General features: G+C 65.0%; 17 protein-coding genes and 2 pseudogenes. 7 read left to right on the plus strand and 12 right to left on the minus strand.

Annotated features, from left to right (window positions below; translation table 11 throughout):
- Window positions 1-21: 21 nt before the first annotated feature.
- The 4 genes from ACZ5KU_RS13845 to ACZ5KU_RS13860 all read left to right on the plus strand — a co-directional run bounded on the left by ACZ5KU_RS13845 (window position 22) and on the right by ACZ5KU_RS13860 (window position 3,703).
- On the plus strand, window positions 22-408 hold the full coding sequence (locus ACZ5KU_RS13845) for a RidA family protein (protein WP_054059735.1): 387 nt from the start codon (window positions 22-24) through the stop codon (window positions 406-408).
- A gap of 146 nt (window positions 409-554) precedes the next feature.
- Window positions 555-1,319: an IclR family transcriptional regulator gene (locus ACZ5KU_RS13850; protein WP_054059736.1), complete on the plus strand. Its 765-nt coding sequence runs from the start codon at window positions 555-557 to the stop codon at window positions 1,317-1,319.
- 39 nt (window positions 1,320-1,358) lie between these two features.
- On the plus strand, window positions 1,359-2,570 hold the full coding sequence (locus tag ACZ5KU_RS13855) for an amino acid deaminase (RefSeq protein WP_273826478.1): 1,212 nt from the start codon (window positions 1,359-1,361) through the stop codon (window positions 2,568-2,570).
- Between the two features lie 206 nt (window positions 2,571-2,776).
- The gene (locus ACZ5KU_RS13860; protein WP_416773254.1) at window positions 2,777-3,703 is read left to right on the plus strand and encodes a sugar kinase; all 927 of its coding nucleotides are present in this window, start codon (window positions 2,777-2,779) and stop codon (window positions 3,701-3,703) included.
- A 141-nt stretch (window positions 3,704-3,844) separates the two neighbouring features.
- On the opposite strand, the gene ACZ5KU_RS13865 is transcribed toward ACZ5KU_RS13860, so the two are convergent.
- A complete protein-coding gene (locus ACZ5KU_RS13865) occupies window positions 3,845-4,120 on the minus strand; it encodes a peptidylprolyl isomerase (RefSeq protein ID WP_054059738.1) in 276 nt (91 codons plus the stop codon).
- Window positions 4,121-4,164: 44 nt separating this feature from the next.
- Complete coding sequence (locus tag ACZ5KU_RS13870) at window positions 4,165-6,699, minus strand: PAS domain-containing hybrid sensor histidine kinase/response regulator (RefSeq protein WP_054062307.1); 2,535 nt, start codon at window positions 6,697-6,699, stop codon at window positions 4,165-4,167.
- Between the two features lie 135 nt (window positions 6,700-6,834).
- On the opposite strand from ACZ5KU_RS13870, the gene ACZ5KU_RS13875 reads away from it, so the two are divergent.
- A complete protein-coding gene (locus ACZ5KU_RS13875) occupies window positions 6,835-8,004 on the plus strand; it encodes a PilT/PilU family type 4a pilus ATPase (RefSeq protein WP_054059740.1) in 1,170 nt (389 codons plus the stop codon).
- Between the two features lie 30 nt (window positions 8,005-8,034).
- On the opposite strand, the gene ACZ5KU_RS13880 is transcribed toward ACZ5KU_RS13875, so the two are convergent.
- The 9 genes and pseudogenes from ACZ5KU_RS13880 to ACZ5KU_RS13920 all read right to left on the minus strand — a co-directional run bounded on the left by ACZ5KU_RS13880 (window position 8,035) and on the right by ACZ5KU_RS13920 (window position 19,229).
- Window positions 8,035-9,270, minus strand: coding sequence for a hypothetical protein (locus ACZ5KU_RS13880; protein ID WP_152974402.1), 1,236 nt, complete (start codon window positions 9,268-9,270; stop codon window positions 8,035-8,037).
- Between the two features lie 286 nt (window positions 9,271-9,556).
- A complete protein-coding gene (locus ACZ5KU_RS13885; RefSeq protein ID WP_054062305.1) occupies window positions 9,557-10,495 on the minus strand; it encodes a carbohydrate kinase family protein in 939 nt (312 codons plus the stop codon).
- A gap of 6 nt (window positions 10,496-10,501) precedes the next feature.
- A complete protein-coding gene (gene xylB, locus ACZ5KU_RS13890; RefSeq protein WP_054062304.1) occupies window positions 10,502-11,998 on the minus strand; it encodes a xylulokinase in 1,497 nt (498 codons plus the stop codon).
- Between the two features lie 152 nt (window positions 11,999-12,150).
- Complete coding sequence (locus tag ACZ5KU_RS13895; protein WP_054060690.1) at window positions 12,151-13,629, minus strand: mannitol dehydrogenase family protein; 1,479 nt, start codon at window positions 13,627-13,629, stop codon at window positions 12,151-12,153.
- A gap of 15 nt (window positions 13,630-13,644) precedes the next feature.
- Window positions 13,645-14,748, minus strand: a complete 1,104-nt coding sequence (locus ACZ5KU_RS13900; RefSeq protein ID WP_054060689.1) for an ABC transporter ATP-binding protein — start codon at window positions 14,746-14,748, stop codon at window positions 13,645-13,647.
- Window positions 14,749-14,797: 49 nt separating this feature from the next.
- Complete coding sequence (locus tag ACZ5KU_RS13905; protein ID WP_054060688.1) at window positions 14,798-15,637, minus strand: carbohydrate ABC transporter permease; 840 nt, start codon at window positions 15,635-15,637, stop codon at window positions 14,798-14,800.
- Between the two features lie 10 nt (window positions 15,638-15,647).
- Window positions 15,648-16,574: a carbohydrate ABC transporter permease gene (locus tag ACZ5KU_RS13910; RefSeq protein ID WP_054060687.1), complete on the minus strand. Its 927-nt coding sequence runs from the start codon at window positions 16,572-16,574 to the stop codon at window positions 15,648-15,650.
- Window positions 16,575-16,719: 145 nt separating this feature from the next.
- Window positions 16,720-18,030: an ABC transporter substrate-binding protein gene (locus ACZ5KU_RS13915; RefSeq protein WP_054060686.1), complete on the minus strand. Its 1,311-nt coding sequence runs from the start codon at window positions 18,028-18,030 to the stop codon at window positions 16,720-16,722.
- 294 nt (window positions 18,031-18,324) lie between these two features.
- Window positions 18,325-19,229: pseudogene (locus ACZ5KU_RS13920) on the minus strand (helix-turn-helix domain-containing protein).
- A 133-nt stretch (window positions 19,230-19,362) separates the two neighbouring features.
- Here ACZ5KU_RS13920 and cobF point away from each other — a divergent pair.
- Both cobF and ACZ5KU_RS13930 read left to right on the plus strand, forming a co-directional pair.
- Window positions 19,363-20,118, plus strand: a complete 756-nt coding sequence (gene cobF / locus ACZ5KU_RS13925; RefSeq protein WP_054060684.1) for a precorrin-6A synthase (deacetylating) — start codon at window positions 19,363-19,365, stop codon at window positions 20,116-20,118.
- A 695-nt stretch (window positions 20,119-20,813) separates the two neighbouring features.
- Window positions 20,814-22,567, plus strand: a pseudogene (locus tag ACZ5KU_RS13930) (glycoside hydrolase).
- 4 nt (window positions 22,568-22,571) lie between these two features.
- Here the strand turns inward: ACZ5KU_RS13930 and ACZ5KU_RS13935 are convergent.
- Window positions 22,572-23,861: a glycosyltransferase gene (locus tag ACZ5KU_RS13935; RefSeq protein WP_416773260.1), complete on the minus strand. Its 1,290-nt coding sequence runs from the start codon at window positions 23,859-23,861 to the stop codon at window positions 22,572-22,574.
- Between the last annotated feature and the right edge of the window lie 23 nt (window positions 23,862-23,884).

Raw genomic sequence — 23,884 nt, forward strand, 5'->3', positions numbered from 1 at the left:
CTTTCACTCAAGGAGCACATCATGAGCATTACTCGTTACGGCACTGGCAGCACCGCGGGTGGCGGGCAGCCGCGTCCCTTCGCCCGGGCCGTCGAAGCCGATGGCTGGCTGCACGTGTCCGGCCAGGTGCCGGCGGTGGATGGGGAGATCATCAGCGGCGGGATCGTCGAACAGACGCACCAGACCATGAAAAACCTGATCGCGATTCTCGAGGAGGCCGGCTACGGTCTGGAGGATGTGGTGCGGGCCGGTGTCTGGCTGGAGGACCCGCGGGATTTCTGGAGTTTCAACAAGGTGTTCGCCGAGTACTTCAAGCCCGAGCATGCGCCGGCGCGGGCCTGCGTGCAGGCGAGCATGATGGTCGACTGCAAGGTCGAGATCGACTGTATCGCCTACCGGAAGAAGTGAGCCTGGGGCGCCGTTCGCGGGCAAGCCGCGCTCCTACAGACAGCACAGACCTGTAGGAGCGTGGCTTGCCCGTGAAGAGGTCCTAACGATCACCGTGGCTCTCTGGGTAAACTCCCCGGCAATTTTTCAATGGGATTGCACTGATCATGACCGAAGACACCATCAAGCGCCGCGCAAAGGGACTGGACCGGGCGTTCGATATCCTCGATTACCTCAAGGAGGTCGGCCAGCCATTGCGTCCCAACGACATCGCCGGTGGCATCGGCAGCCCCAAGTCGACGGTCTACGAGCTGGTGGCGTCGTTGCTGGAGCGTCGGATCCTGGAGCCGGTCGGCAAGGAAGGGCATGTCTACCTCGGTCGCCAGCTGTACTTTCTCGGCCAGGCCCACCTGCGCCACTTCGACCTGAGCCGCGAGGCCGATCACGCCTTGCAGGAGATCGTCAGCCAGACCCGCGAGACCGCGCAGATGTGCCTGCTCAACGGGCGCAAGTACACGGTGGCGCTGATGAAGGAGGGCGAGCGGCATTTCCGCATCTCCTCGGATATCGGCGAGAACGCGCCGATTCCCTGGACCGCTTCCGGTCGTCTGCTGCTGGCGCACCTGAGCGATCAGGAAATCGTCGACCTGATCGATCCCGACGACTTCATCCTGCCCGACGGCCAGCGCCTGCCCCTGGAGGTGTTCCTCAAGGAAATCCGCCAGGCCGGAATCGACGGGTTCTTCTCCTTCGACAGCGTTGCCGACACTTTCACCCACTGTTTCGCCGCGCCGGTCAAGGATGAACGCGGCATCTGCATTGCGACCCTGTGCATCGTCGCCCCAAGGGCCGATGCGAAGAACAACTACCACGACTATCGCCGGGTGCTGATCGACAGCGCGAACAACCTGGCGCGTCGGATCAACGATTAGCAGCGGCTGCCTGCGGCCGCGTTTCGAGGAGTCAGAGACATGCCTGTGAACCTTCCCCCGGTGGAAAAGGGCGCGGCCGCCATCGGCGCCCAACTGGTCAGTGATGTCAGCCTGCCGGCGCTGGTGCTGCACCGTGCGGCGCTGGAACACAATATCCGCTGGATGCAGGACTTCGTGCAGCGCAGCGGCGCCGAACTGGCCCCCCACGGCAAGACCAGCATGGTCCCGGCGCTGTTCCGGCGCCAACTGGCCGAGGGCGCCTGGGGCCTGACCCTGGCCACCGCGGTGCAGACCCGGGCCGGCTATGCCGCCGGCGTACGACGGGTATTGATGGCGAACCAGCTGGTGGGCACGGCGAACATGGCGCTGATCGCCGAGCTGCTGGCGGACCCGGCGTTCGAGTTCCATTGCATGGTCGACCACCCGGACAACGTCGCCGCCCTGGGCGGGTTCTTCGCCGGCCGTGGCCTGAAACTCAACGTGATGATCGAGTACGGCGTGGTCGGCGGCCGCTGTGGCTGCCGCAGCGAGCAGGAGGTGCTCGACCTCGCCCGGGCGATCCGGGCCCAGCCGGCGCTGGCGTTGACCGGGATCGAAGGCTATGAAGGGGTGATCCACGGCGACCAGGCCGTCAGCGGCATCCGTGCCTTTGCCGGTTCCCTGGTGCGCCTGGCGGTGCAGTTGCAGGACAGCGGCGCCTTCGCCATCACCAAGCCGATCATCACCGCTTCGGGCTCGGCCTGGTATGACCTGATCGCCGAGGAGTTCAAGGCGCAGAATGCCGATGGGCGTTTTCTCAGTGTGCTGCGCCCCGGCAGTTATGTGGCCCATGACCATGGCATCTACAAGGAGGCGCAGTGCTGCGTACTGCATCGCCGCGCCGATCTGGATGAAGGCCTGCGCCCGGCGATGGAGGTCTGGGCCCATGTGCAGTCGATGCCGGAACCGGGCTTTGCGGTGATCGCCCTGGGCAAGCGCGACGTGGCGTTCGATGCCGGGTTGCCGATGCCGTTGCGGCGCTACCAGGCCGGGGTGGTGCCGGCGCTGGGCGAGGATGTCAGTGCCTGCAAGGTCACGGCGGTGATGGACCAGCACGCTTTCATGAGCGTGGCGCCGGGCTGTGAGTTGCGGGTGGGGGACATCATCTCCTTCGGGACCTCCCACCCGTGCCTGACCTTCGACAAGTGGCGGGTGGGGTGCATTGTCGATGAGCAGTTGCGGGTGATCGAAACCTTCGAGACCTGTTTCTAGCCTGTGTACGAAATTGTTTGAAACGCAGGTTAGGCAAGGCAAAAACCGGCGAGGAAGCGGAGTTTACTGGAGTAAATGAGCATTCCGAGCCGGTTTTTAACGCCGCATAACCAAGTTTCAAGCGATTTCGTACATAGCCTAGCCTGAGATCGCTTTCGCGGGCTTGCCCGCGAATAGGCCCGACACACCACCACGAGATTCCCAGCATGAGCACCCTGACCCTGCCTCCTCCGCGCATCGCCCTGATCGGCGAATGCATGATCGAACTGCAACAACACGCCGATGGCAGCCTGCGGCAAAGCTTCGGCGGCGACACCCTGAACACCGCGGTGTACCTCTCCCGCGAACTGGCCGGGCGCGGCTCGGTGGATTACGTCACGGCCCTGGGCGACGACAGCTTCAGCGACGCCATGTGTCGGATCTGGGCCGAGGAGGGCATCGGCCTGGGCCTGGTCCAGCGCCTGCCCGGTCGTTTGCCCGGGCTGTACTGCATCCAGACCGATGAGCGCGGCGAGCGGCGCTTCCTCTACTGGCGCAACGAGGCGGCGGTCCGCGATTGCTTCACCGCCGCCACGGCCGCGCCGGTCCTGGCGGCGCTGCCGGACTACGACGTGCTGTATTTCAGCGGCATCACCCTGGCGGTGCTCGGCGAAACCGGCCGGGACAAGCTGCTCGCGGTGCTGCGTCAGGCGCGTGAGGGCGATACCCGGGTGGTCTTCGACAACAACTACCGGCCACGGCTGTGGACAGGTGTCGAGCAGGCCCGGGCGGCCTATCGCTCGGTGCTGCCCTACGTCGACACGGCGCTGCTGACCCTGGAGGACGAGCAGGCGTTGTTCGGGCATGCCGATGCCGGCGCGGTGTTCAGTGCTGGCGAGGCGTTCGGTATTGCCGAGGTGGTGATCAAGCGTGGAGCCGAAAGCTGCCTGATCCGTTGCGCGGACCAGGCGTTCGAGGTGCCGGCGCAGCAGGTCGAGACGGTGGTCGATACCACGGCGGCGGGGGACTCGTTCAGTGCCGGCTACCTGGCCAGTCGGCTGACGGGGGGCGATCCGCAGGCGGCGGCACTGGCCGGGCATCGACTGGCGAGCCGGGTGATTCAGGTGCGTGGTGCGCTGATCCCACGGGACTGATCCGGACCTCAGGGGGCTTGCCGGCCTCTTCGCGAATGAACCCTGCTCCCACGGCAGTGGGGTGTCGGCCACCTGTTTTGTGCAGCCCAGTGAACCCTGGGAGCAGGATTTATCCGCGAAGCACGATAACGCGGTCTGCCTTCAGTCGCGGTAAAAAACCTGCACCAGGTGATAGCCGAACTTGCTCTTGATCGGCCCGTGCACGGTGCGCAGCGGTTTCTTGAAGATCACCTGGTCGATGGCCCCCACCATCTGCCCCGGGCGGATTTCGCCGAGGTCGCCGCCGCGCTTGCCCGAGGGGCAGGTGGAATGCTTCCTGGCCAGCACGTCGAAGGCCTCGCCCTTGGCGATGCGCTGCTTGAGCTGTTCGGCCTCCTCGGCGGTCCTGACCAGGATATGACGGGCTTGGGCTTTCATTGACGGGTACCTTGAAACGCTGGGGCGCGCGATTATGCCTGAAATCAGCTGCAATGGCCGAGCATGTCGCGCACCCGGTTGGCCAGCAGGTCCAGGGTGAAGGGTTTGGCGATCAGGTCCATGCCTTCCTCGAGGAAACCCTGGCGTTCGGCGGCTTTCTCCGCATAACCGGTCATGAACAGCACCTTGAGCCCGGGGCGGTGCTGGCGGGCGATCTCGGCCAACTGCCGGCCGTTCATGCCCGGCAGGCCCACGTCGGTGACCAGCAGGTCGATGCGCAGCGCCGATTCCAGCAGCGGCAGGGCGGTCCTGGCATCGGCGGCCGGATGAACGGTGTAGCCGAGCTCGTCCAGCAGGCTGAGCACCAGCATGCGCACCGCCGGGTCGTCCTCGACCACCATCACCGACTCATCGACTGATGCGGTCGGCGATTGCGGGCAGTCCGCAGGTGGCTCGTCCTCGACGGCCTGGGCGTGAAAGCGTGGCAGGTACAGACGCACGCAGGTGCCTTCGCCGGGTTTGCTGTGCAGGGTGACATGGCCGCCGGATTGCTGGGCGAAACCATAGATCATCGACAGGCCCAGGCCCGTGCCCTGGCCGATCGGCTTGGTGGTGAAGAACGGGTCGAAGGCCTTGGACATCACCGACGGGCTCATGCCGGTACCGTTGTCGCTGACGCCGATCATCACGTAGTCGCCGGCCTTGACCGGTTCCACCGTGCTGATGTCGCTGCCGTCGAGGTAGCTGTTGGCCGTCTCGATCAGCAGCGTGCCGCCATGGGGCATGGCGTCGCGGGCGTTGATGACCAGGTTGAGCAGGGCGCTTTCCAGTTGTCCGGTGTCGGTATTGACCGGCCAGACGTCCTGGCCGAGGCGCACCTGCAGCTCGATATGGGCGCCCTTGGTGCGGCTGAACAGGTCCTCCAGCGATTGCACCAGCTGGTTCGGCTCGATGCGTCGGCGGTCCAGCGACTGGCGGCGGGAGAATGCCAGCAGGCGGTGGGTCAGGGCGGCTGCGCGCTGGGCGGAGTTGACCGCGGCATCGGCAAAGCGGCCGATCTCGGCGCTGCGCCCGGCGGCGATGTAGCGTTGCATCAGGTCCAGGCTGCCGATGATGCCGGTGAGCATGTTGTTGAAGTCATGGGCGATGCCACCGGTGAGCTGGCCGACCGCCTCCATCTTCTGCGCATGGCGCAGGGCGTCTTCGGCGCGCTCGCGCTCGAACATCTCGTTCTGCAGGCGCTGGTTGGACTCGGCCAGCGCCTGGGTGCGCTGGGCGACGCGCTCCTCAAGGGTTTCGTTGAGGTTGCGCAAGGCTTCCTCGGTGCGTTTGCGCTCGGTTTCATCGCTGACGAAGATGTAGAAGCCGTTCACCGCGCCATCCTGGCCGTGGCGCGGCAGGTAGCGCATGTTGGCGTGCCGCGTGCTGCCGTCGCGATAGGGCGTGTCGAGGCTGAAGCTGCAGGCCTTGCCCGCCAGGGCCCCGGCGACATGTTCGGCGCGCATGGCATAGGCCTGTTCGCCGAGCACTTCGCGCAGGGTCTTGCCGTAGAGTTCCTGTGGGGTCTTGCCGAACCAGTCGAGATAGGCGCTGTTGTTCAGGCGAAAGCGCTCCTCGCGGTCGACGTAGGCGATCAGCGCCGGCACCGCGTTGATCACCAGTTGCAGCTCGGTCTGGCTCTGGCGCAGGGCCTGTTCGTTCTGCTTGCGTTCGGTGATGTCGAGGGCGGCGCCGACGAAGCGTTGGGCGCGACCATGGGGCCCCTGATAGCAGCGGCCGCGGGCGAACACCCAGCGGATCTGGCCGTCGGTCTGTACCCGGTATTCCTCGGCGTGCTCGGTGTTGTTCTCCAGGCAGTGCTTGATGCCGCGAGCGACCAGGCCCCGGTCTTCCGGGTGCACGCTTTCCATGTACACGCTGAGGGGCGTCTGTGCCGCCAGTGCCGGGTCGACGCCATGCAGCCGGGCAAACCGGGCATCGGTGACGAAACGGTCCTGGTCGATATCCCAGTCCCAGGTGCCGAGGGTGCCGGTGGCGGCCATCGCCAGTTGCAGGCGTTCCTCGCTGTCGCGCTGGGCCTTGATGCTGGCCTCGGAGCGTTGCTCCAGTTCCTGGGCGCGCAGCCGTCGTTCGTTGACTTCGATGGCGGTGGCCAGCACGCCGGCCACCTCGCCGGACTCGTCGCGCACCGGGCTGTAGGTCAGGTCCAGCCAGAGGTCGGTGTCACCTTCGGGGCGCTGCAGGATGAACTGCTGTTCCGCCAGCTCGACGCTGCGGCCCTGGGCCACGGCCTGTAACAGCGGTGCGCTAAACTCCAGGTATTGCGGCCAGGTCAGTGCAAACGCTTGCCCGAAGGCCTGGGGATGCTGGTTGCCGCAGAGCCGGGAAAAACGGTCGTTATAGATCTGCACTCGCTCCGTGCCCCACAACAGCAGCATCGGCATGGGGGAATGGACGACGATATCGACAGCGGTGCGCAGGCTCTGCGGCCAGTCCTGACGCGGGCCGAGGGCGGTTTGCGACCAGTCCAGGCAAGCGAGCAGGGTGGCGACATCGTTGTCGTGGGGCAATCCGTTCATAAACCTGCCTTGAAGATGAAGCTTTGGGTTGCGTGGCGGGCCATTATCCCGCCAAGCTGTAGCGCGTTGCCAATCTGAAATGACGCCTGGTTGAGCATTTCAACCTCATTCGAATGTATTGCGGACATCGTTGCCATGGAAATCCACGCCTTGTTGAAACTCCTTGCCGCCCAGGACGGTTCGGACCTGTACCTGTCGACCGGGGCGCCGCCCTGCGCCAAGTTCAATGGCGTACTCAAGCCGCTGGGCACCGAAGCGCTCAAGACCGGCGAGGTGGCGCTGATTGCCGACGGTATCATGGACGCCGAACAGCGCCAGCAGTTCGAACGGGAGTTGGAAATGAACCTGGCGTTGTCGTTGCCGGGTGTCGGGCGCTTCCGGGTCAATATCTTCAAGCAGCGCAACGAGGTTTCCATCGTAGCCCGCAACATCAAGCTGGAAATACCCCGTTTCGAAGACCTCAAGCTGCCGCCGATCCTGCTTGAAACCATCATGGAAAAGCGTGGCCTGGTGCTGTTCGTCGGTGCCACCGGCTCGGGCAAGTCCACCTCCCTGGCGGCGCTGATCGACTACCGCAACCGGCATAGCAGCGGGCACATCATCACCATCGAGGACCCGGTGGAGTATATTCACCGGCACAAGAAGTCGATCATCAACCAGCGCGAGGTGGGGGTCGACACCCGCAGTTTCCATGCCGCGCTGAAAAACACCCTGCGCCAGGCCCCGGACGTGATCCTCATCGGCGAGATCCGCGACCGTGAAACCATGGAGCACGCCCTGGCCTTTGCCGACACCGGGCACCTGGCGATTTCCACCCTGCATGCCAACAATGCCAACCAGGCGCTGGACCGGATCATCAACTTCTTCCCCGAGGACCGTCGCCCGCAGTTGCTCAACGACCTGGGCAACAACCTGCAGGCCTTCGTCTCCCAGCGTCTGGTGCGCACTACCGATGGCAAGCGCCGGGCCGCGGTCGAGGTGATGCTGGGGACGCCGACGATCCGCGATTTCATCAAGCGCAACGAGTTCTCCGAACTCAAGGGCATCATGGAGAAATCCGAGGTCAGCGGCATGCTGACCTTCGACACGGCGCTGTTCAACCTGGTGGTGGAGGGGGCGATCGACGAGGAGGAGGCGCTGAAGAACGCCGACTCGGTGAACAACCTGCGCCTGCGCCTGAAATTGCATCAGGACGGCGGGGCTCTGGCCCCGCAGAGCACACCACCCGCGCCGCCGGTGGCGGCTCGGGAGCTGGATGTGAAGGACTGGGGCCTGGTGGAGGACGGCGAAGACGGCCCGGGTTGAGCGGGCTGCCCGGCGCTCCCGAGGATCGGTTCAGGGCAGGATCGCTCTGAGCGCTACGACTTTCCCCGCGACCGTGGCTGTGGCAGCGGCATAGCTGCCGCTGCTATCCATGTCGATACCCTGGACCGGCTGCCCCTGATAGCTGCCCCAGGCCTGCAGACCGTTTTCAACTGTCCAGGTGGCACCGTTGACGATCTGTGCCGTATTGGTCTGGTCCAACAGCAGGCGATTGCTGCTCGCCAGCGCGACGATCGCGAGGGATGTGATGTTCGCCGGTGGGGTGACGAACCATATGCGGCTGGCTGCCGGTTGCCAGAGCGCCGCCCCGAAGCCACCCGATGTCAGCTGATAGGTGACCGCCACATAACCGAGTTCATTGGCGAATTTGGCCTGGTTGGCCGGGTGCCCGGACATATTGAGCAACTTCGGCGCACTGGACGGGGTTTCCCAGTAGGCGGCTGTCGGCTTGGAGGTTGCCGGGTCCAGGCAGGTACCGAAAACCTGGCGCTGTGTGTTGACGGCAACGAGTTCGCAATGGCTGTTGGTGGGCACCTGCAGATTGACCACGGTAAAGCCCAGCAGCCCGTTGGTGGCAAGCTTTGGCGTTACCGTGCCACCGGGGCCGGGGCAGTTGAGCGCGATGGCGAGATTGTTGAATGCCTGGTTATTGACCCCGACAGGCAGGCAGTTGTCGCGCACCAGCGGTACGTCGAGCAGGGCCAGAGCGACGGCGTTGCCCTGGTTCCAGACAACGGAGGTGGCCTGTCCGGCACTGTTCAGGCTCTGGCCGGCGGTGAACCCCGTGACGCGGCTGCGGGAGGTGGCTTTGGCGCTGGTGTCGGGCAGCAGCCCGGTGCCGAGCAGCGACAGCGGTTTGTCCTCGGTGGGGTTGTTGAGTCCGGATGACCAGGTTGTTACACGTGCCAGGCCACTGGGTGCCGTGCAGACACCGAGTATGCGATTGGGACTTCCCGTCGATGGTTCGTTGCTGATGCTGTTGGCGCGACATGAGTCACCGCTGTTCAGCGGGGTCAGCGCGACACCCGGATCGACCCAGGCCCGATCGGGGCCGCCCGGTGTATCGGAGCCGATGGCTCCGACGACCTTGCCGGTGCTGTTCACCGATTGAGCGATGCTGCTGGCGGTAGCGCTGGTGGGCCCCACGGGCTGAAAGGTGGCGGCGTGCGCGAGCGGTGCGATGAGTCCGACGGACAGGACGCCACAGGTCATGAGCGTGGTTGCATGAGCTTTCAGAAGGCTTGCCATGTTTGATCCATCCTTGATGAGACGTTTCTCTGGCTCACCTGTGACGGCCTTCTACAAGTGACGGGCTTAGGCTATGTACGAAATCGCTTGAAACTTGGTTATGCGGCGTTAAAAACCGGCTCGGAATGCTCATTGACAACCAGTCAACTGCGCTTCCTCGCCGGTTTTTGCCTTGCCTAACCTGCGTTTCAAACAATTTCGTACACAGCCTAGTTAACGCTACGGACTCTCGTTTGCCACCTGTCAGAAATGACAGTTCGAGGCACCATCCGTCGTTTTCCTGCCGTCAGACCACCTGGTGGCGATAGGGCAGGTCCGGCCCGATGCGGCTGCAGGTGATCGCGGCCGCGCGGACGGCGAAGTCGAGCATGGCTTCGATCTGGGTCTTTTCCAGGCGTTCCAGGCCCTGCACCGAATCCAGTTGCTGCTCGGTCAGCCAGGCGATCAGCGCCGCCTGGAAGGTGTCGCCAGCCCCCACGGTATCGGCCGTGGTGACTTGTCGGGCCGGCACCGACCAGTGCCCGTGGCGGCGACTGTAGACGCTGGCACCCTGGCGGCCACGGGTCAGGAATAGCAGTTGGCAGCGCTGCTCCAGCCATTCCCGGGCGACGTCCTGCGGTTCGCGATCGGGGTAGAGCAGGTGCAGGTCCTCGTCACTGACCTTGATCAGGTCGGCGTGGGCCGCCAGGACGGCGATGCGTTGGCGCCACAGCCCGATGTCCGGCTGCGGGTTGAGGCGTACGTTGGGGTCGAGGGTGATCAGCCGGCGTCCGCTTTCCCGGCGGACCAGCGTCAGCAGGGTATCGGCGATCGGCTGCACCACCAACGAGTAGGAGCCGATATGCAGGCCGCGCACCGCGTCGTCCAGGGGCGGCAGGTGTTCCGGCAGCAACTGGCGGTCGGCACAGCCCTCGCCACGAAAGCTGTACTGGGGCGAGCCATCGGCACCGACGGCAACCATCGCCAGGGTGGTGGGCGCGTCGAAATCCCGCAGGTAGTCGGCTCGCACGCCTTCCTCCTGGAGAACCTGTTGCAGGCGGCGCCCCAGGTAGTCGTTGGACAGCCCGGCCAGCAGCGCCGCCTCCACGCCCAGGCGGCGCAGGCCCACCGCGACGTTGAACGGCGAACCGCCGGCAATCGCCTTGAAATTCACTTTCGAGGTTTGCCCGCTCGCGTCGGGCTCGCTGAAGAAATCGAACAGCGCTTCACCACAGACCAGATACATGGATGCTCACTCTTGCTCTTGAAGGGCCGCGACCTGTTGGCGGTAGCGGTGATAAATCGGTTGATAGGCGCTGACATGGGCCGGGATCGGCCGGGTCTCGCTGCCGGTATCGAGGCTGACGCAACGCTCGCACAGTTCGGCGAGGCCGTGAAGCGCTCCGGACTCGCACCAGGCCGCCTGGATCGCCGCACCGAGGGCGGCGGCCTCGCTCTGTTCGGTGCAGATGACCGGAGTATTCATGATGTCGGCGACCATCTGCCGCCAGACCGGGCTTTTCGCGCCGCCGCCGATCAGGCGGATGCTCTGGCCCTGCAGGCCGTTGCCGCGCAGCAGGTCGAGGCCATAGCGCAGGCCGAAGGTTGTGCCCTCGACCACGGCGCGGCACAGGTTGGCCGGGTTCAGGTTGGTCAGGGTCAGGCCCAGCAGGCTGCCGCTGGCCCGGGGCAGGGCCGGCACCCGCTCGCCGTTGAGGAACGGCAGCATGCTGACGCCCTCGGCGCCGATGGGGGCCTGGGCCACCAGGGCGTTGAACTCGTCGAGCCCGAGCCTGAACAGTTCGCGCACCGCGCCGGTGGCGTTGGTCAGGTTCATGGTGCAGATCAGCGGCAGCCAGCCGCCGCTGGAGGAGCAGAACGCCGCCACTGCGGCATCCGGGCTGATCAGCGGCTGCTCGGCATAGGCGTAGACCGTGCCGGAGGAGCCCAGGCTCATGGTGATCACGCCGGGCTGGATATTGCCGGTGCCGATGGCGCCCATCATGTTGTCGCCACCACCGCTGGCGACCACGGCCCGGGGGTTGATGCCCAGCCGCCGGGCGATGGCGGGCTGTATCCGGCCGACTGGCTGGTGGGCCTCGATCAGTTCCGGCAGGGCCGCCTGCAGGCGGCCGCTGGGGTCGATGTGCTGGAGCAGCGGCCGGTCCCAGTCACGTCGGCGCACGTCGAAATAGCCGCTGCCGGAGGCATCGCCATACTCGGCGCAGGCCCGGCCGGTGAGCCAGTGGTTGAGGTAGTCGTGGGGCAGCAGGACGTGGGCGATGCGGGCGAACAGGTCCGGGTGCTGCTCCCGGGTCCAGAGCAGCTTGGACACGGTGTAGCCGGGGGCGATCACCAGGCCCAGGCGCGCCAGCGAGCCCGCTTCGCCGCCCAGGTAGTCGAGCAGGCGCTGGTTTTGCGGGGTGCTTTCGGTGTCACACCAGAGTTTCGCCGGGCGCAGGGCCTGGCCCTGTTCGTCGAGCAGCACCAGCCCGTGCTGCTGCCCGGAAACGCCGAGGCCACGGATGGCGTGGCCATCGATTTGTGCGGCTTGCAGGGCCTGGTGGGTGGCTTGGATGAACGCCTCCAGCCATTGCCCGGTGTCCTGCTCGCGGCGGCCGTTGGCGCCGCTGATCAGGTCGTGGGGGGCCGAGCCCTGGCCCAGCACCTGGCCGCTGACGCTGTCGAGGACAAGGGCCTTGGTGCCTTGGGTGCCGCAGTCGATGCCGAGGTAGAGTTTCTGGTTCATGGTGGTGCCTGGTGGTTGGGGCGCGCCCCCGGTCGTGGTGTGAACACAACCCTGTAGGAGCCGGGCTTGCCCGCGAAGGCGTCGGCCCTGACAACGTGTGAATGTCAGGAAGACCCCTCGTGGGCAAGCCTGGCTCCTACAGGGCAATGGGATCAGGTTCTCGCCAGCAGGCGCTCCAGGGTTTTGCTCACCCCCACTTCCCGCAGGCTGTCGTAGCACGACTTGAAGGCAGCGACGAAGGCTTCGGACTGGGGAATCGCAGTGCCGAAGATTTCCTCCACGCCCAGCAGGCGTTGCACGATCAGGTTGTCATCGGTGACCATCGCCTGGCAGAACTCGGCCCGTGGATCGGGAATGCGGTAGCGCACGCCGTTTTCGTCGACGCCCTTGAGGTACAGGGCCCAGGCGGCCACCACCAGGGCGGCGCGTTCGGTGTCGCGGCCATCGGCGATCAGCCGGTTGATGGTCGGCACGGTGAACTTGGGAAACTTCGACGAACCGTCGGAACAGACCCGCTCCAACTGGTCGGCAATCGCCTGGTTGGAGAAACGCTCGACCAGGGTGTTCTTGTAGTCGCCCAGGTCGATCCCCGGCACCGGGGCCAGTTGCGGGGTGACGTCCAGGTCCATGTAGGCGCGCATGTAGGCGACGAACAGCGGGTCGTTCATGGTCTCGTGGACGAAACGGTAGCCCTTGAGAAAACCCAGGTAGGTGAGGGCCAGGTGGCTGCCGTTGAGCAGCTTGATCTTCATCTCCTCATAGGGCGTGACGTCGTCGGTGAACTGCACGCCGACCTTCTCCCAGGCCGGGCGGCCGTTGCTGAACTTGTCTTCCAGCACCCACTGCACGAAGGGTTCGCAGACCACCGGCCAGGCATCGTCGATCCCGTGCTCGTCATGCAGTTGCAGGCGGTGCGCCGAGCTGGTCATCGGCGTGATGCGGTCGACCATGGCGTTGGGGAAGCTCACGTTGGCGGCGATCCAGTCGTGCAGGCCGGCGTCGCGCAGCGCGGCGAAGGCCAGCAGCGCCTTGCGGGTCACCGCGCCGTTGTGCGGCAGGTTATCGCAGGACATCAGGGTGAAGGCCGCAATACCGTTGGCCCGCCGCTGCGCCAGGGCCGCGCAGAGAAAGCCGAAGACCGTCCGGGGGGAGTCCGGATGGCTGAGGTCGTGCCGGACCTGCGGCAGGTGGCTCATGAACTCGCCGGTGCTGTCATCGATGCAGTAGCCGCCTTCGGTGATGGTCAGCGAAACGATGCGGATCTCGGCCGAGGCCAGCTTGTCGATCAGTGCCCGGGCACCGTCCTGGGCCAGCAGCATGCCGCTGATGGAGGCGATGACGCGGGTTTCGGTGTCGTCGCCGTCCCCCAGTTCGTAGAGCGTGTAGAGGTGGTCCTGGGCCGCCAGGGCGTCACGTACGCCCTGGTCCTCGGGGCGCAGGCCGATGCCACAGATGCTCCACTCGTGACCTTCGCCGAGGTTCATCAGCGCATCGGTGTAGTAGGCCTGGTGGGCGCGATGGAAGCCGCCGACGCCGATATGGGCGATGCCCTGCCGGGTGTCGCTCGCCACATAGCCGGGCAGTGCGACCTGGGGGGACAGGTTGTGCAGGTTCTGTTTGTTCAGGTTCATTGCGGGTTCTCTTGATCAGGCCGCGGCACGCAGCGCGCGGGGCAGCGCCACACCGTCGGCATCGAAAAGGTGGCAGTGGGCGCTGTCCAGGTGCAGGTCGAGGGTTTCGCCGTACTGGCTGGCCAGGTCGCCGCGGATACGCATGGTCAGCGCCTCGCCGGAACGGGTACGGACGTGGCAGTAGGTGTCGCTGCCCAGGCGCTCGCCGACATCGGCGGTGACCCGCAGGACGCAGTCGCCGGGCTTGGCGATTTCCAGGTGTTCCGGTCGGATGCCGAGGGTCACCGGGCTGCCGACGCTGAGGCTGGCGCCGCTTTGGGCCAGGCTGATGCGGGTGCCGGCCTCCAGTTCGACTTCGCAGCCCTGGGCGTCGACGCGGCTGATCTTGCCCTTGAGAAAGCCCATCTTCGGCGTGCCGAGGAAGCCGGCGACGAACAGGTTGACCGGCGAGTGGTACAGCTCCAGGGGCGAGCCGACCTGCTCGACGCGCCCGCCGTTGAGCACCACCACCTTGTCGGCCAGGGTCATGGCCTCGACCTGGTCGTGGGTCACGTAGATCATGGTCGCCTGCAGTTCCTTGTGCAGGCGCGCCAGCTCCAGGCGCATCTGCACCCGCAGCGCGGCATCGAGGTTGGACAGCGGTTCGTCGAACAGGAAGATCTTCGGGTTGCGCACGATGGCCCGGCCGATGGCCACGCGCTGGCGCTGGCCGCCGGAGAGTTGCTTGGGCTTGCGCTCCAGCAGGGGGCCGAGTTCGAGGATGCGCGCGGCCTCGTTGACCTTGCGCTCGACCTCGGCCTTGGCCACGCCGGCCAGGTCGAGTGCGAAGGACATGTTCTTGCGCACGCTCATGTGCGGGTACAGGGCGTAGGTCTGGAACACCATCGCCAGGTCGCGCTTGGCCGGGCTGACTTCGGTGATGTCGCGGCCGTCCAGCTCGATGGTGCCGGAGGTGACTTCCTCAAGGCCGGCGATCAGCCGCAGCAGGGTCGACTTGCCGCAGCCCGACGGGCCGACGAAGACCACGAATTCGCGATCGCGCACTTCCAGGTCGATGCCCTTGATGATGGACAGACCTTCGAAGCCTTTTTGCAGATGTCTTATTTTCAGGTTGGCCATGATGTGGCTCCTCGATTGTTTGGCAGAACACCGGTCCGTGTTGGGGTCATTACTTCACGGCACCGAAGGACAGGCCGCGGACCAGCTGTTTCTGGCTGATCCAGCCAAAGATCAGGATCGGTGCGCAGGCGAGGGTCGAGACGGCGGACAACTTGGCCCAGAACAACCCCTCGGGGCTGGAGTAGGAGGCGATCAGCGCGGTCAGCGGCGCGGCGTTGGAGGAGGTCAGGTTCAGCGACCAGAACGCCTCGTTCCAGCACAGGATCAGCGACAGCAGCATGGTCGAGGCCAGGCCGCCCTTGCTGATCGGCAGCAGCACCCGCAGCATCTCCTGCAACAGCGTGGCGCCGTCGAGACGGGCGGCTTCGAGGATGTCCCGGGGGATGTCCTTGAAGTAGGTGTACACCATCCAGATCACGATCGGCAGGTTGATCAGGGTGTAGATCACGATCAGCGCGAGGCGGGTGTCGAGCAGCTCGAACGACTTGGCCAGCAGGTAGATCGGCATCAGCACGCCCACCGGTGGCAGCATCTTGGTCGAGAGCATCCACAGCAGGGTGCGCTTGGTCCGCTGGGTTTCGTAGAACGCCATGGAGTAGGCCGCCGGTACCGCGATCAGCAGGCACAGGGCGGTGGCGCTGAACGACACCACCACCGAGTTCCAGGCGAAGCGCAGGTAGCCGCTGCGTTCCTGGATATGCAGGTAGTTCTCCAGGGTCGGGCTGAAGATGAACTGCGGCGGCGTGGCGAAGGCGTCGATTTCGCTCTTGAAGCTGGTCAGCACCATCCAGAAGATCGGAAAGAAGATCAGCAGGGCCAGGGCCCAGGCCAGGATGCCGAGCAGCACGCTCTGCAGGCGGCGTGATTGTTTGAGGGTCAGGGTCGTCATGGCGCGGGCCTCAGGGCTTGTCTGTCAGGTTCTTGCCGAGCATCCGCACCAGGATGATCGCGGCGATGTTGGCGATGACCACGGCGATCAGGCCGCCGGCGGAGGCCATGCCGACGTCGAACTGCACCAGCGCCTGGTTGTAGATCAGGTACGCCAGGTTGGTCGACGCATAGCCGGGGCCGCCGTTGGTGGTGGTGAAGATCTCGGCGAACACCGACAGCAGGAAGATGGTCTCGATCATCACCACCACGGCGATCGGCCGGGCCAGGTGTGGCAGGGTCAGATGCCAGAAGATCGCCAGCGGGCCGGCACCGTCCAGGCGCGCGGCTTCCTTCTGTTCCTGGTCGAGGGACTGCATGGCGGTCATCAGGATCAGGATGGCGAAGGGCAGCCATTGCCAGGACACGATGATGATCACCGACAGCAACGGGTAGTGCGCCAGCCAGTCCACCGGCTCGGCGCCGAACAGCCGCCACAGCGCGGCGAGCACGCCCGAGACCGGATGGAACAGCAGATTCTTCCAGATCAGCGCGCCGACCGTGGGCATGATGAAGAACGGCGAGATCAGCAGTACCCGGACGATGCCGCGGCCGAGGAACTCGCTGGCTTCCAGCAGGGCCGAGATCAGTACACCGAACACCACGCTGATCAGCAGCACGCTGCCCACCAGCAACAGGGTATTGGTGGCGCCGGGCAGGAAGCCCGAGTCGGTGAGGAAGTAGCTGAAGTTCTCAAGGCCCACGTACTGGTTTTCGCCAGGGTAGAGCAGGTTGTAGCGGATCAGCGAAAAGTACAGGGTCATGCCCAGCGGTACGATCATCCACAGCAGCAACAGGGCTACCGAGGGGCTGACCAGAAACCAGCCGGGGTTGCGCAGACGGCTTTTGCGCAGCGGCTGGGGACGGTCCATATGGGCTTTTGCAGTGGTGGTATTCATGGTCTTCAAAACCGCTTGGGGTCAGGGAGCGGATCTTGTGCAGCAGCAGGGCGTGCCCGCGAAGGGTGCGACTCGGTGTTCCTGGCATGGCGTGTTGCCTGGACCGAGATCTTCGCGGGCAGGCCCGGCGCCTGCAGGTCAGCGTCTACTTGGGGTAGCCCGCGCGTTTCATCTCGCGTTCGGTACTCTGCTGGGCCGAGGCCAGGGCCTGGTCAACCGTGGTCTGGCCGATCAGTGCGGCGGAAAACAGCTTGCCGACCTGGGTACCGATGGCCTGGAACTCGGGGATGGTCACCAGCTGGATGCCGACGTAGGGCACCGGCTTGGCGCTCGGGTCTTTCGGGTTGGCCACCTTGAGCGATTCCAGGGTGATTTTCGCGAACGGCGCGGCCTGCATGTACGCGTCGCTGTAGGTCGAGGCCCGGGTGCCCGGCGGGACGTTGGCGATGCCATCTTCCTTGGCCACCAGGGCCGCGTATTCCTTGGAAGTGGCCCACGCGCTGAAGGTCTTCGCCGCGTCCTTGGCCTTGGAACTGGTGGGAATCGCCAGGGCCCAGGAGTAGAGCCAGGCCGAGCCTTTCTCGGTGACCTGGTGCGGGGCAAAGGTGAAGCCGACATGGTCGGCGACCTTGCTCTGGGTCTTGTCGGTGACGAACGAGCCGGCGACGCTGGCATCGACCCAGATCGCGCACTTGCCGCTGTTGAACAGCGCCAGGTTTTCGTTGAAACCGTTGCTCGACGCGCCGGGCGGGCCGGATTTCTTCATGGTGCCGACGTAGAAGTTCAGGGCGTTCTTCCATTCGGGGCCGGTGAATTCCGGCTGCCACTTCTCGTCGAACCAGCGGGCGCCATAGGCGTTGGCGACGGTGGTGATCAGCGCCATGTTCTCGCCCCAACCGGCCTTGCCGCGCAGGCAGATGCCGTATTGCTCCTTGTCCGGGTGATTGAGCGTGGCGGCGAATTCGCCCAACTGCTCCCAGGTCGGCCGCTCGGGCATGGTGAGGCCGGCGTCCTTGAACAGGTCGGTGCGGTAGTAGGTCATGGAACTTTCGGCGTAGAACGGCAGGGCGAACAGGGTGCCCTTGACCGACAGGCCATCACGTACCGAGGGGAACACATCATCGATGTCGTAGGTGGCGGGCAGGTTGTTCATCGGCTCCAGCCAGCCCTTGGCGCCCCAGAGTGCGGCTTCGTACATGCCGATGGTGAGCACGTCGAACTGGCCGCCCTGGGTGGCGATGTCGGTGGTCAGGCGCTGGCGCAGCACGTTTTCTTCCAGTACCACCCAGTTCAGCCTGATGTCCGGGTGCTCGGCCTCGAAAGTCTTCGACAGCTTCTGCATGCGGATCATGTCGCTGTTGTTGACGGTGGCGATGGTCAGGGTCTGGGCGCCGAAGCTGACGCTGCTGGCGGTCAGGCAGGTGGAGACGAGCAGAGCTTTTGCTATGGCTTTCATCGAACACTCCTCTTCTGGCGCCCGGTGGCGGTCGAAGGTCGGTTTATTGTTGTTGTGTCTTCCTGTGCCCCGGAAGAATCTGTGGCTGATTACAGCCCTCAATCGCCAGCCAGACAAATCCTTGAAGACACTGTGATCGATACTTTTTTGCACTCGATGGGTAGGGCGCGTCTCGTTGAAACCTCCGTACGAAGGCTCAAGGCCGGGTGTTCCGGGGTAGGCGGGCGGGGGTAAATCCGTACAGGATTTTGCGCAATCGGCCGGGGGCGCCCCGAGCGGGGCGCCCGAAGGGGGTCAACCGAGGTTCTGTTCGGTCAGGCGCTGGACGGCCAGGCGGCGATAGTGCGAGGGGGTCATGCCCTTGAGCTGCTGGAAGCGCCGGTTGAAGTTGGAAATGTTGTTGAAACCGGACTCGAAGCAGACATCGGTGACCGGCTTGTCGCCATCGACCAGCAGTTCGCAGGATTTGCTGATGCGCAGGCGATTGACGAACTCGACGAAGCAGCGCCCGGTGGCCTGCTTGAACACCCGGGAGAAGTAGGTGGGCTTCATCCCAGGTAGTCGGCGACTTCTTCCAGCGGCAGTTCCCGGGCGTAGTGGGCGAAAATGTAGTCGACGGCGCGGTTGGTGCGGTCGATATTGTTTTCGTCGGCCAGTTGCGGGGTGGTGACGCCGGAGAGCAACTGGTAGTCGTCGCAGGTGCTGAGCAGTTCCAGCAGGATCAGGAAGTGCCCCAGGCGCGTCACGCCCTGGGAGTCGGCGATGCGTTGCATCAGTTGCGCGGCCTGGCCGATGGTGTCCTTGCAGCGGAACTCGATACCGTACTGGGCCCGTTCCAGCAGCGGCGCCAGGGTTTTCAGCTCGGCGAAGATCTGGTGGCCTTCCTCGAACAGTTCGTCGGTGAAGTTCACCAGCATGTCGCGCTTGGGCACCACCTCGTCTTCGGCCACCTGGCTGATCCAGTTGTGGGGCAGGTTGGGGCCGGTGAGGAACAGGGTGTAGGGATGGAAGTTGCCGATGTAGTCGCCGATGAAGACCTTGCCGGAGCTGGCGACGATCAGGTGCAGCTCGTATTCCTTGTGGAAATGCCAACGTACCAGCGGGCACGGGAAGCCGTGCTGGCGGTAGATGATGGAGAGGCCGTTATGGTCATCCATCAGTTCATAGGAGGGATCGGTGATACGGGTCGTTCGAGTCATTGGAAGCGCTTTTATTATTATTGCTGCTCGATAATGCCTCCTTCGTCGGCCATCTGCCAACCTTGCGCCAGGTTTCGGATAAGCTGAAACAGGCTGGACGGCGTCTATCGTGCCCATTTCCAGGAGCAAAACGGTGAAGAGCGTTCTATTGATCGGTATCGGTTCCGGCCACCCGGAGCAGATCACCCTGCAGGCTATCAGGGCCCTGAATCGCGCCTCGGTGTTCTTCCTGCTGGACAAGGGACGGGCCAAGGCAGAGCTGGTGAACCTGCGCAGGGAGATCTGCGAGCGCTACATCGAACAGCCGGGTTATCGCCTGGTGCAGGTCAGCGACCCGCTGCGAGAGGACGATGAAGATTCCTATGAAGCCGGGGTCGAGCGTTGGCATGCGCAGCGCGCCGGATTGTTCGCCCGGCTGATCGACGAGGAACTGGGCGAGAACGAGTGCGGCGCCTTTCTGATCTGGGGCGAGCCGGGCCTGTATGACAGCACCCTGCGGGTACTGGAGCGGGTAGTGGCGCTTGGCGGCCCGGCGTTCGAGGTCGAGGTGATCCCCGGGATCAGCAGCGTGCAGGCGCTGGCGGCGCGGCATCGAATCCCGTTGAACCGCATCGGCGAACCGATCCGTATCACCACTGGCCGGCGCCTGGAAGCGGCCGACCTGGACAATGTGGTGGTGATGCTCGATGCCCATTGTGCCTTCGGCCAGTTCGTCGACCAGACCCTGGACATCTACTGGGGAGCCTACCTGGGCACCGAGGACGAGCTGCTGGTGAGCGGCAAGTTGCATGAAGTGCACGGACAGATCCGTGAATTGCGTGAGGCTGCCCGGCAACGCAAGGGGTGGATCATGGATACCTACCTGCTGCGTCGCCCGCTGGGTTCGTAGGACAGATCCTGGTAGCAGCGATTTGGCGATATTTCAGGTGTCGCTAAGAGACCGTTCTTACGGAGAAGGAGGGCGATGTCGTTTAGTGTCCGCAGGCTCTCAAAATTCCTGGGATACCTCTGTGGAACGCCATGCGCCCCGTACCCGCTATTGATCGATTTCGTCGCCTGTTCCTGACGCTGGCCCTGTGTCTGTCCAGCCTGCCGGTTTTCGGGCAGTTGCCGGTCGACCTGCCCTACAGCGGCGGAGTGTTCAGCGTCGATCCGGCGACCCTGCAGGTCACCCTGCACCGTGACGATGGCCAGGTCTCGGTACTGAGCGCGCCGGCCTTTTCCGACAGTGCCCGGGCCGACGGATTGACCGGGCGCAGCTGGCGTATCAGCCACGGTGCCAATCGCTTCCGGGTCGAGGCCGGGATCGAGCAGGACGCCTTGCGCCTGTCGATCCGCGCCGATCAGCCGGGGCTGCTGGAGTGGCCGCGGCCCCTGGAGGCCGCAGCCATCGAGGCCTATGCTCTGCCGTTCGGGGAGGGCGCCTATGTCCCCGCTGACGATCGCCAGTGGCTGGACTGGCTGTTGCGCCGCTATGAGCCGGATGCCCTCAACGGCCTGCTGTCGATGCCCTTCTGGAGTGAGTTGCGGGGCGACCACTCGATCACCTGGCTGATCGAAACGCCCTTCGATACCCGTTTCGGCATGATCGAGCAGGATTCGCGACCGTTGCCGCGGATCAGTCACGAGTTCAACCGGTTGGCCGGGGACGCGCCCTTCACGGTCAGCATCAGGGTCGGCCCGGCCGATCCGTTGTATGGCGCGCGTTTCTATCGCCAGTGGCTGGAGGCCCGTCACCGCCTGGTTTCGCTGAAACAGAAAATTGCCCGGCAGCCGCTGGTCGCCCGGCTTGGCGGGGCCGCGCATATCTATCTGTGGGGGGCGGGGCCGCTGAAAACTGCGGATATCAAGGACTGGCCGGCGTTCCTGAGGTTTTTTGCCGCGCGTCGCCAGGATCATCGGCACCTGGCATCGAGGTTGTGGGCGGCGTTCGACCCACCGGCACGGGAAAGTTTCGAGGCCGCGTTGCAGGAGGCCGGTGACTGGAAGAGCGGGGTGTCGCTGTTTCGTCGGCGCGAGGTGACCCGTGCGCTCAATACGGCATTGCAGGCGGCGTTGCCACTGGTGCCGGTCGAGCCGCTGCCGGGCAATCACGATCCGGCGGCGAATGTGGCCTGGGGGCAGCAGGTCCGCGGGCAGTTGCTCGACGCGTTCGGCCCCTGGCTGGCATCGCCCCGGCGCTGGGGCGGCGGTCTGTCGCTGGAGACCGTGGAGGCGCTGCGCAAGGCCGGCCTGAGCCGGGCCTGGCTGGGGGCGGACGACTGGCGCGATGCGCTGTGGCACCCCGAGGCGGTGGAGGCGGCCAAGGCTGCCGGTTATCTGGTGGCGGTGTATGACAGCTACGGCAGTGCGCATCCCTCCAACCTGCGGGCCACCTGGGCCACGGCGCAGATGGGCGACGAACTGGCGGCGGCGGGCTATCGCGACAGCCGGGGGAAAAGCTGCGCGGCTTCAATGGCCGTGGGGTCTATGTCAATTCCCGGGTGGTCGAACCCTATGCGCAACGGCGTATCAGTGCGGTTGCCCGTGGCGCCCGCCTGAACAGCTACTTTCTCGATGTCGATGCCGCCGGTCCCGAGTTCAGGGACTATACCCCGGGCCGGGAAACCAGCGAGCGCGAGGATGCCGAGGCGCGCAGGCGCCGCTTGCAGTTTCCCGGCACCGAGCTGGGGCTGGTCACCGGCAGCGAGGGTGGGGTGGCCTTCTATGTGCCCAGCATCGCCTACAGCCATGGCATCGCCACCCAGCCGTTCGCCTGGATGGACCCGGATATCGGCAAGAACAAGCAGTCGCCGTTCTACCGTGGCGGGTACTGGCCGCCGGAGACCCCGGACCTGTATTTCAAGCCGATACCGCTCAAGCCGGCGGTCGCCCGCTTCGTCACCTCGGCGCAGTTTCGCCTGCCGCTGTATCAGCTGGTGTTCCACGACAGCCTGGTCAGCACCCACCATTGGGAATATGGCTCGCTGAAGTTCTCCAGCGAGCGGGAAACCACGGCGTTGCTGCAGTTGCTGTACATGGTGCCGCCCCTGTATCACCTCAACGACCAGGTGCTGGCCCGCGATCTGCCGTTTATTCGGGCCTATGACAAGGTGTTCCGGCCGTTGCACGAAAGGCTGTTCACCGAGCGGCTGAGCGATTTCCAGGTGTTTTCGGCCGATCGCCTGGTTCAGCGTACCTCGTTCAGCGACGGCACCCTGATCACGGTGAACTTCGCCAGGAAACCCGCCCGTTCGCCGGAGGGCCGGCTGTTGCCGCCGCGTTCGGCCCTGGTGCTGGCGCCGGATCGGGGGCCGCAACTGATCGAGATCGCCCGGTTGTTCCTGCCTTCGACATGAGGCCTCAGGCCTTGCGGTTTTTCGCCTCGATCCACTGGGCCATGTACTGGGTGCTCTTGTGATGGTGATGCCGCAGCATGGCGCCGGTGAAGTTGTCGCGCCGATGTTGTGCCAGTCGCTGCCGGCATTGCTCGATACGCGCCACCAGGGCCGGGCCGTGCTGGCGCCGGTCGTAGCGGGCGGCCAGCAAGGCGTGGCCGGCGGCCTGGGCCTGCCGCCAGGCCGCCGGGTCCTGGTAGAGCTGCACGGCGGCCGCGGCCAGGGCTTCGGCGCGGGTCTCGATGGCGCCGGGCCAGGGCAAGTCGCCGTGCATGGCTTCGGCACCGATCGGCGTGGTGACGTTTGGCGTGCCGCAGAGCATGGCATCGGCGAGCTTGCCCTTGATCCCGGCGCCAAAGCGCAACGGTGCCAGGCAGATGCGCGCCGCACTCATGACCTGCAAGGCATCCTCGGCCCAGTTCAGCACGTGAAAGCCCTGGGTCGGGTTATGCAGGGCGGTGGCCTTGGGCGGTGTATAGGCGCCGTAGACGTGCAGTTGCGCGCTCGGCAATTGCTGGCGGATCAGCGGCCAGAGGGTGGTTTTCATCCAGAGCACCGCGTCCCAGTTCGGTGCGTGGCGAAAGTTGCCGATGCTGAGGAAATGCGCGCGCTCCTCGAACGGCCGAAAGGCAGCGGGCTGATCGAGCATCAGCGGGCACCAGTGCAGCAGCGCCGGCGGCAGCCGGAACTGCTCGGTCAACAGGCGAATCTCGACATCGGAGATCATCAGGCTCAGGTCCGAGCGGTAGATCGCCGCGATCTCGCGCTGGGCCTGATCGGTTTCGCTCATCTGCTGGAACACCTGCGGCAGGTCGGGGGCAAACAGCGTGCTGAAGTCGTTCGGGTCCGGATCGGCCTTCAGGCGTTCCTTGAGCTGCTGCTGGCGGGCGTCGCGCAGGCTTTGCAGGTCGGAGGTTTCCAGCACGCGGATGGCGTCGGGGCAGTGCTTCTCGACCCTCCAGCCGAACTGCTCCTCCATCATGAAGCGGTCGAACAGCACCACATCCGGCTGCAGGGCGGTGATGAAGGTGTCGAAGCTGCTGTTGTTGAGCTCGATGGCCTGTTCGTCGATTCCCAGGCTCTGCAGGTCGGCCTTGTGCTCGCCGACGCTGGCGGGGCTGGCGAAGGTGATGTGCCAGCCGGCTTCGAGGAAGCTTTCGAGAATCTGCATCATGTGCCCACCGGCGGCCGAGGAACGGGGTTCGGGCCAGACATAACCGATGACCAGGACGGTGGTGGTGCCGGTGGCACTCATGGGCGGGGCTTCCTTGAAACGGG

It is taken from the genome of Pseudomonas sp. Tof1, from assembly GCF_055390395.1.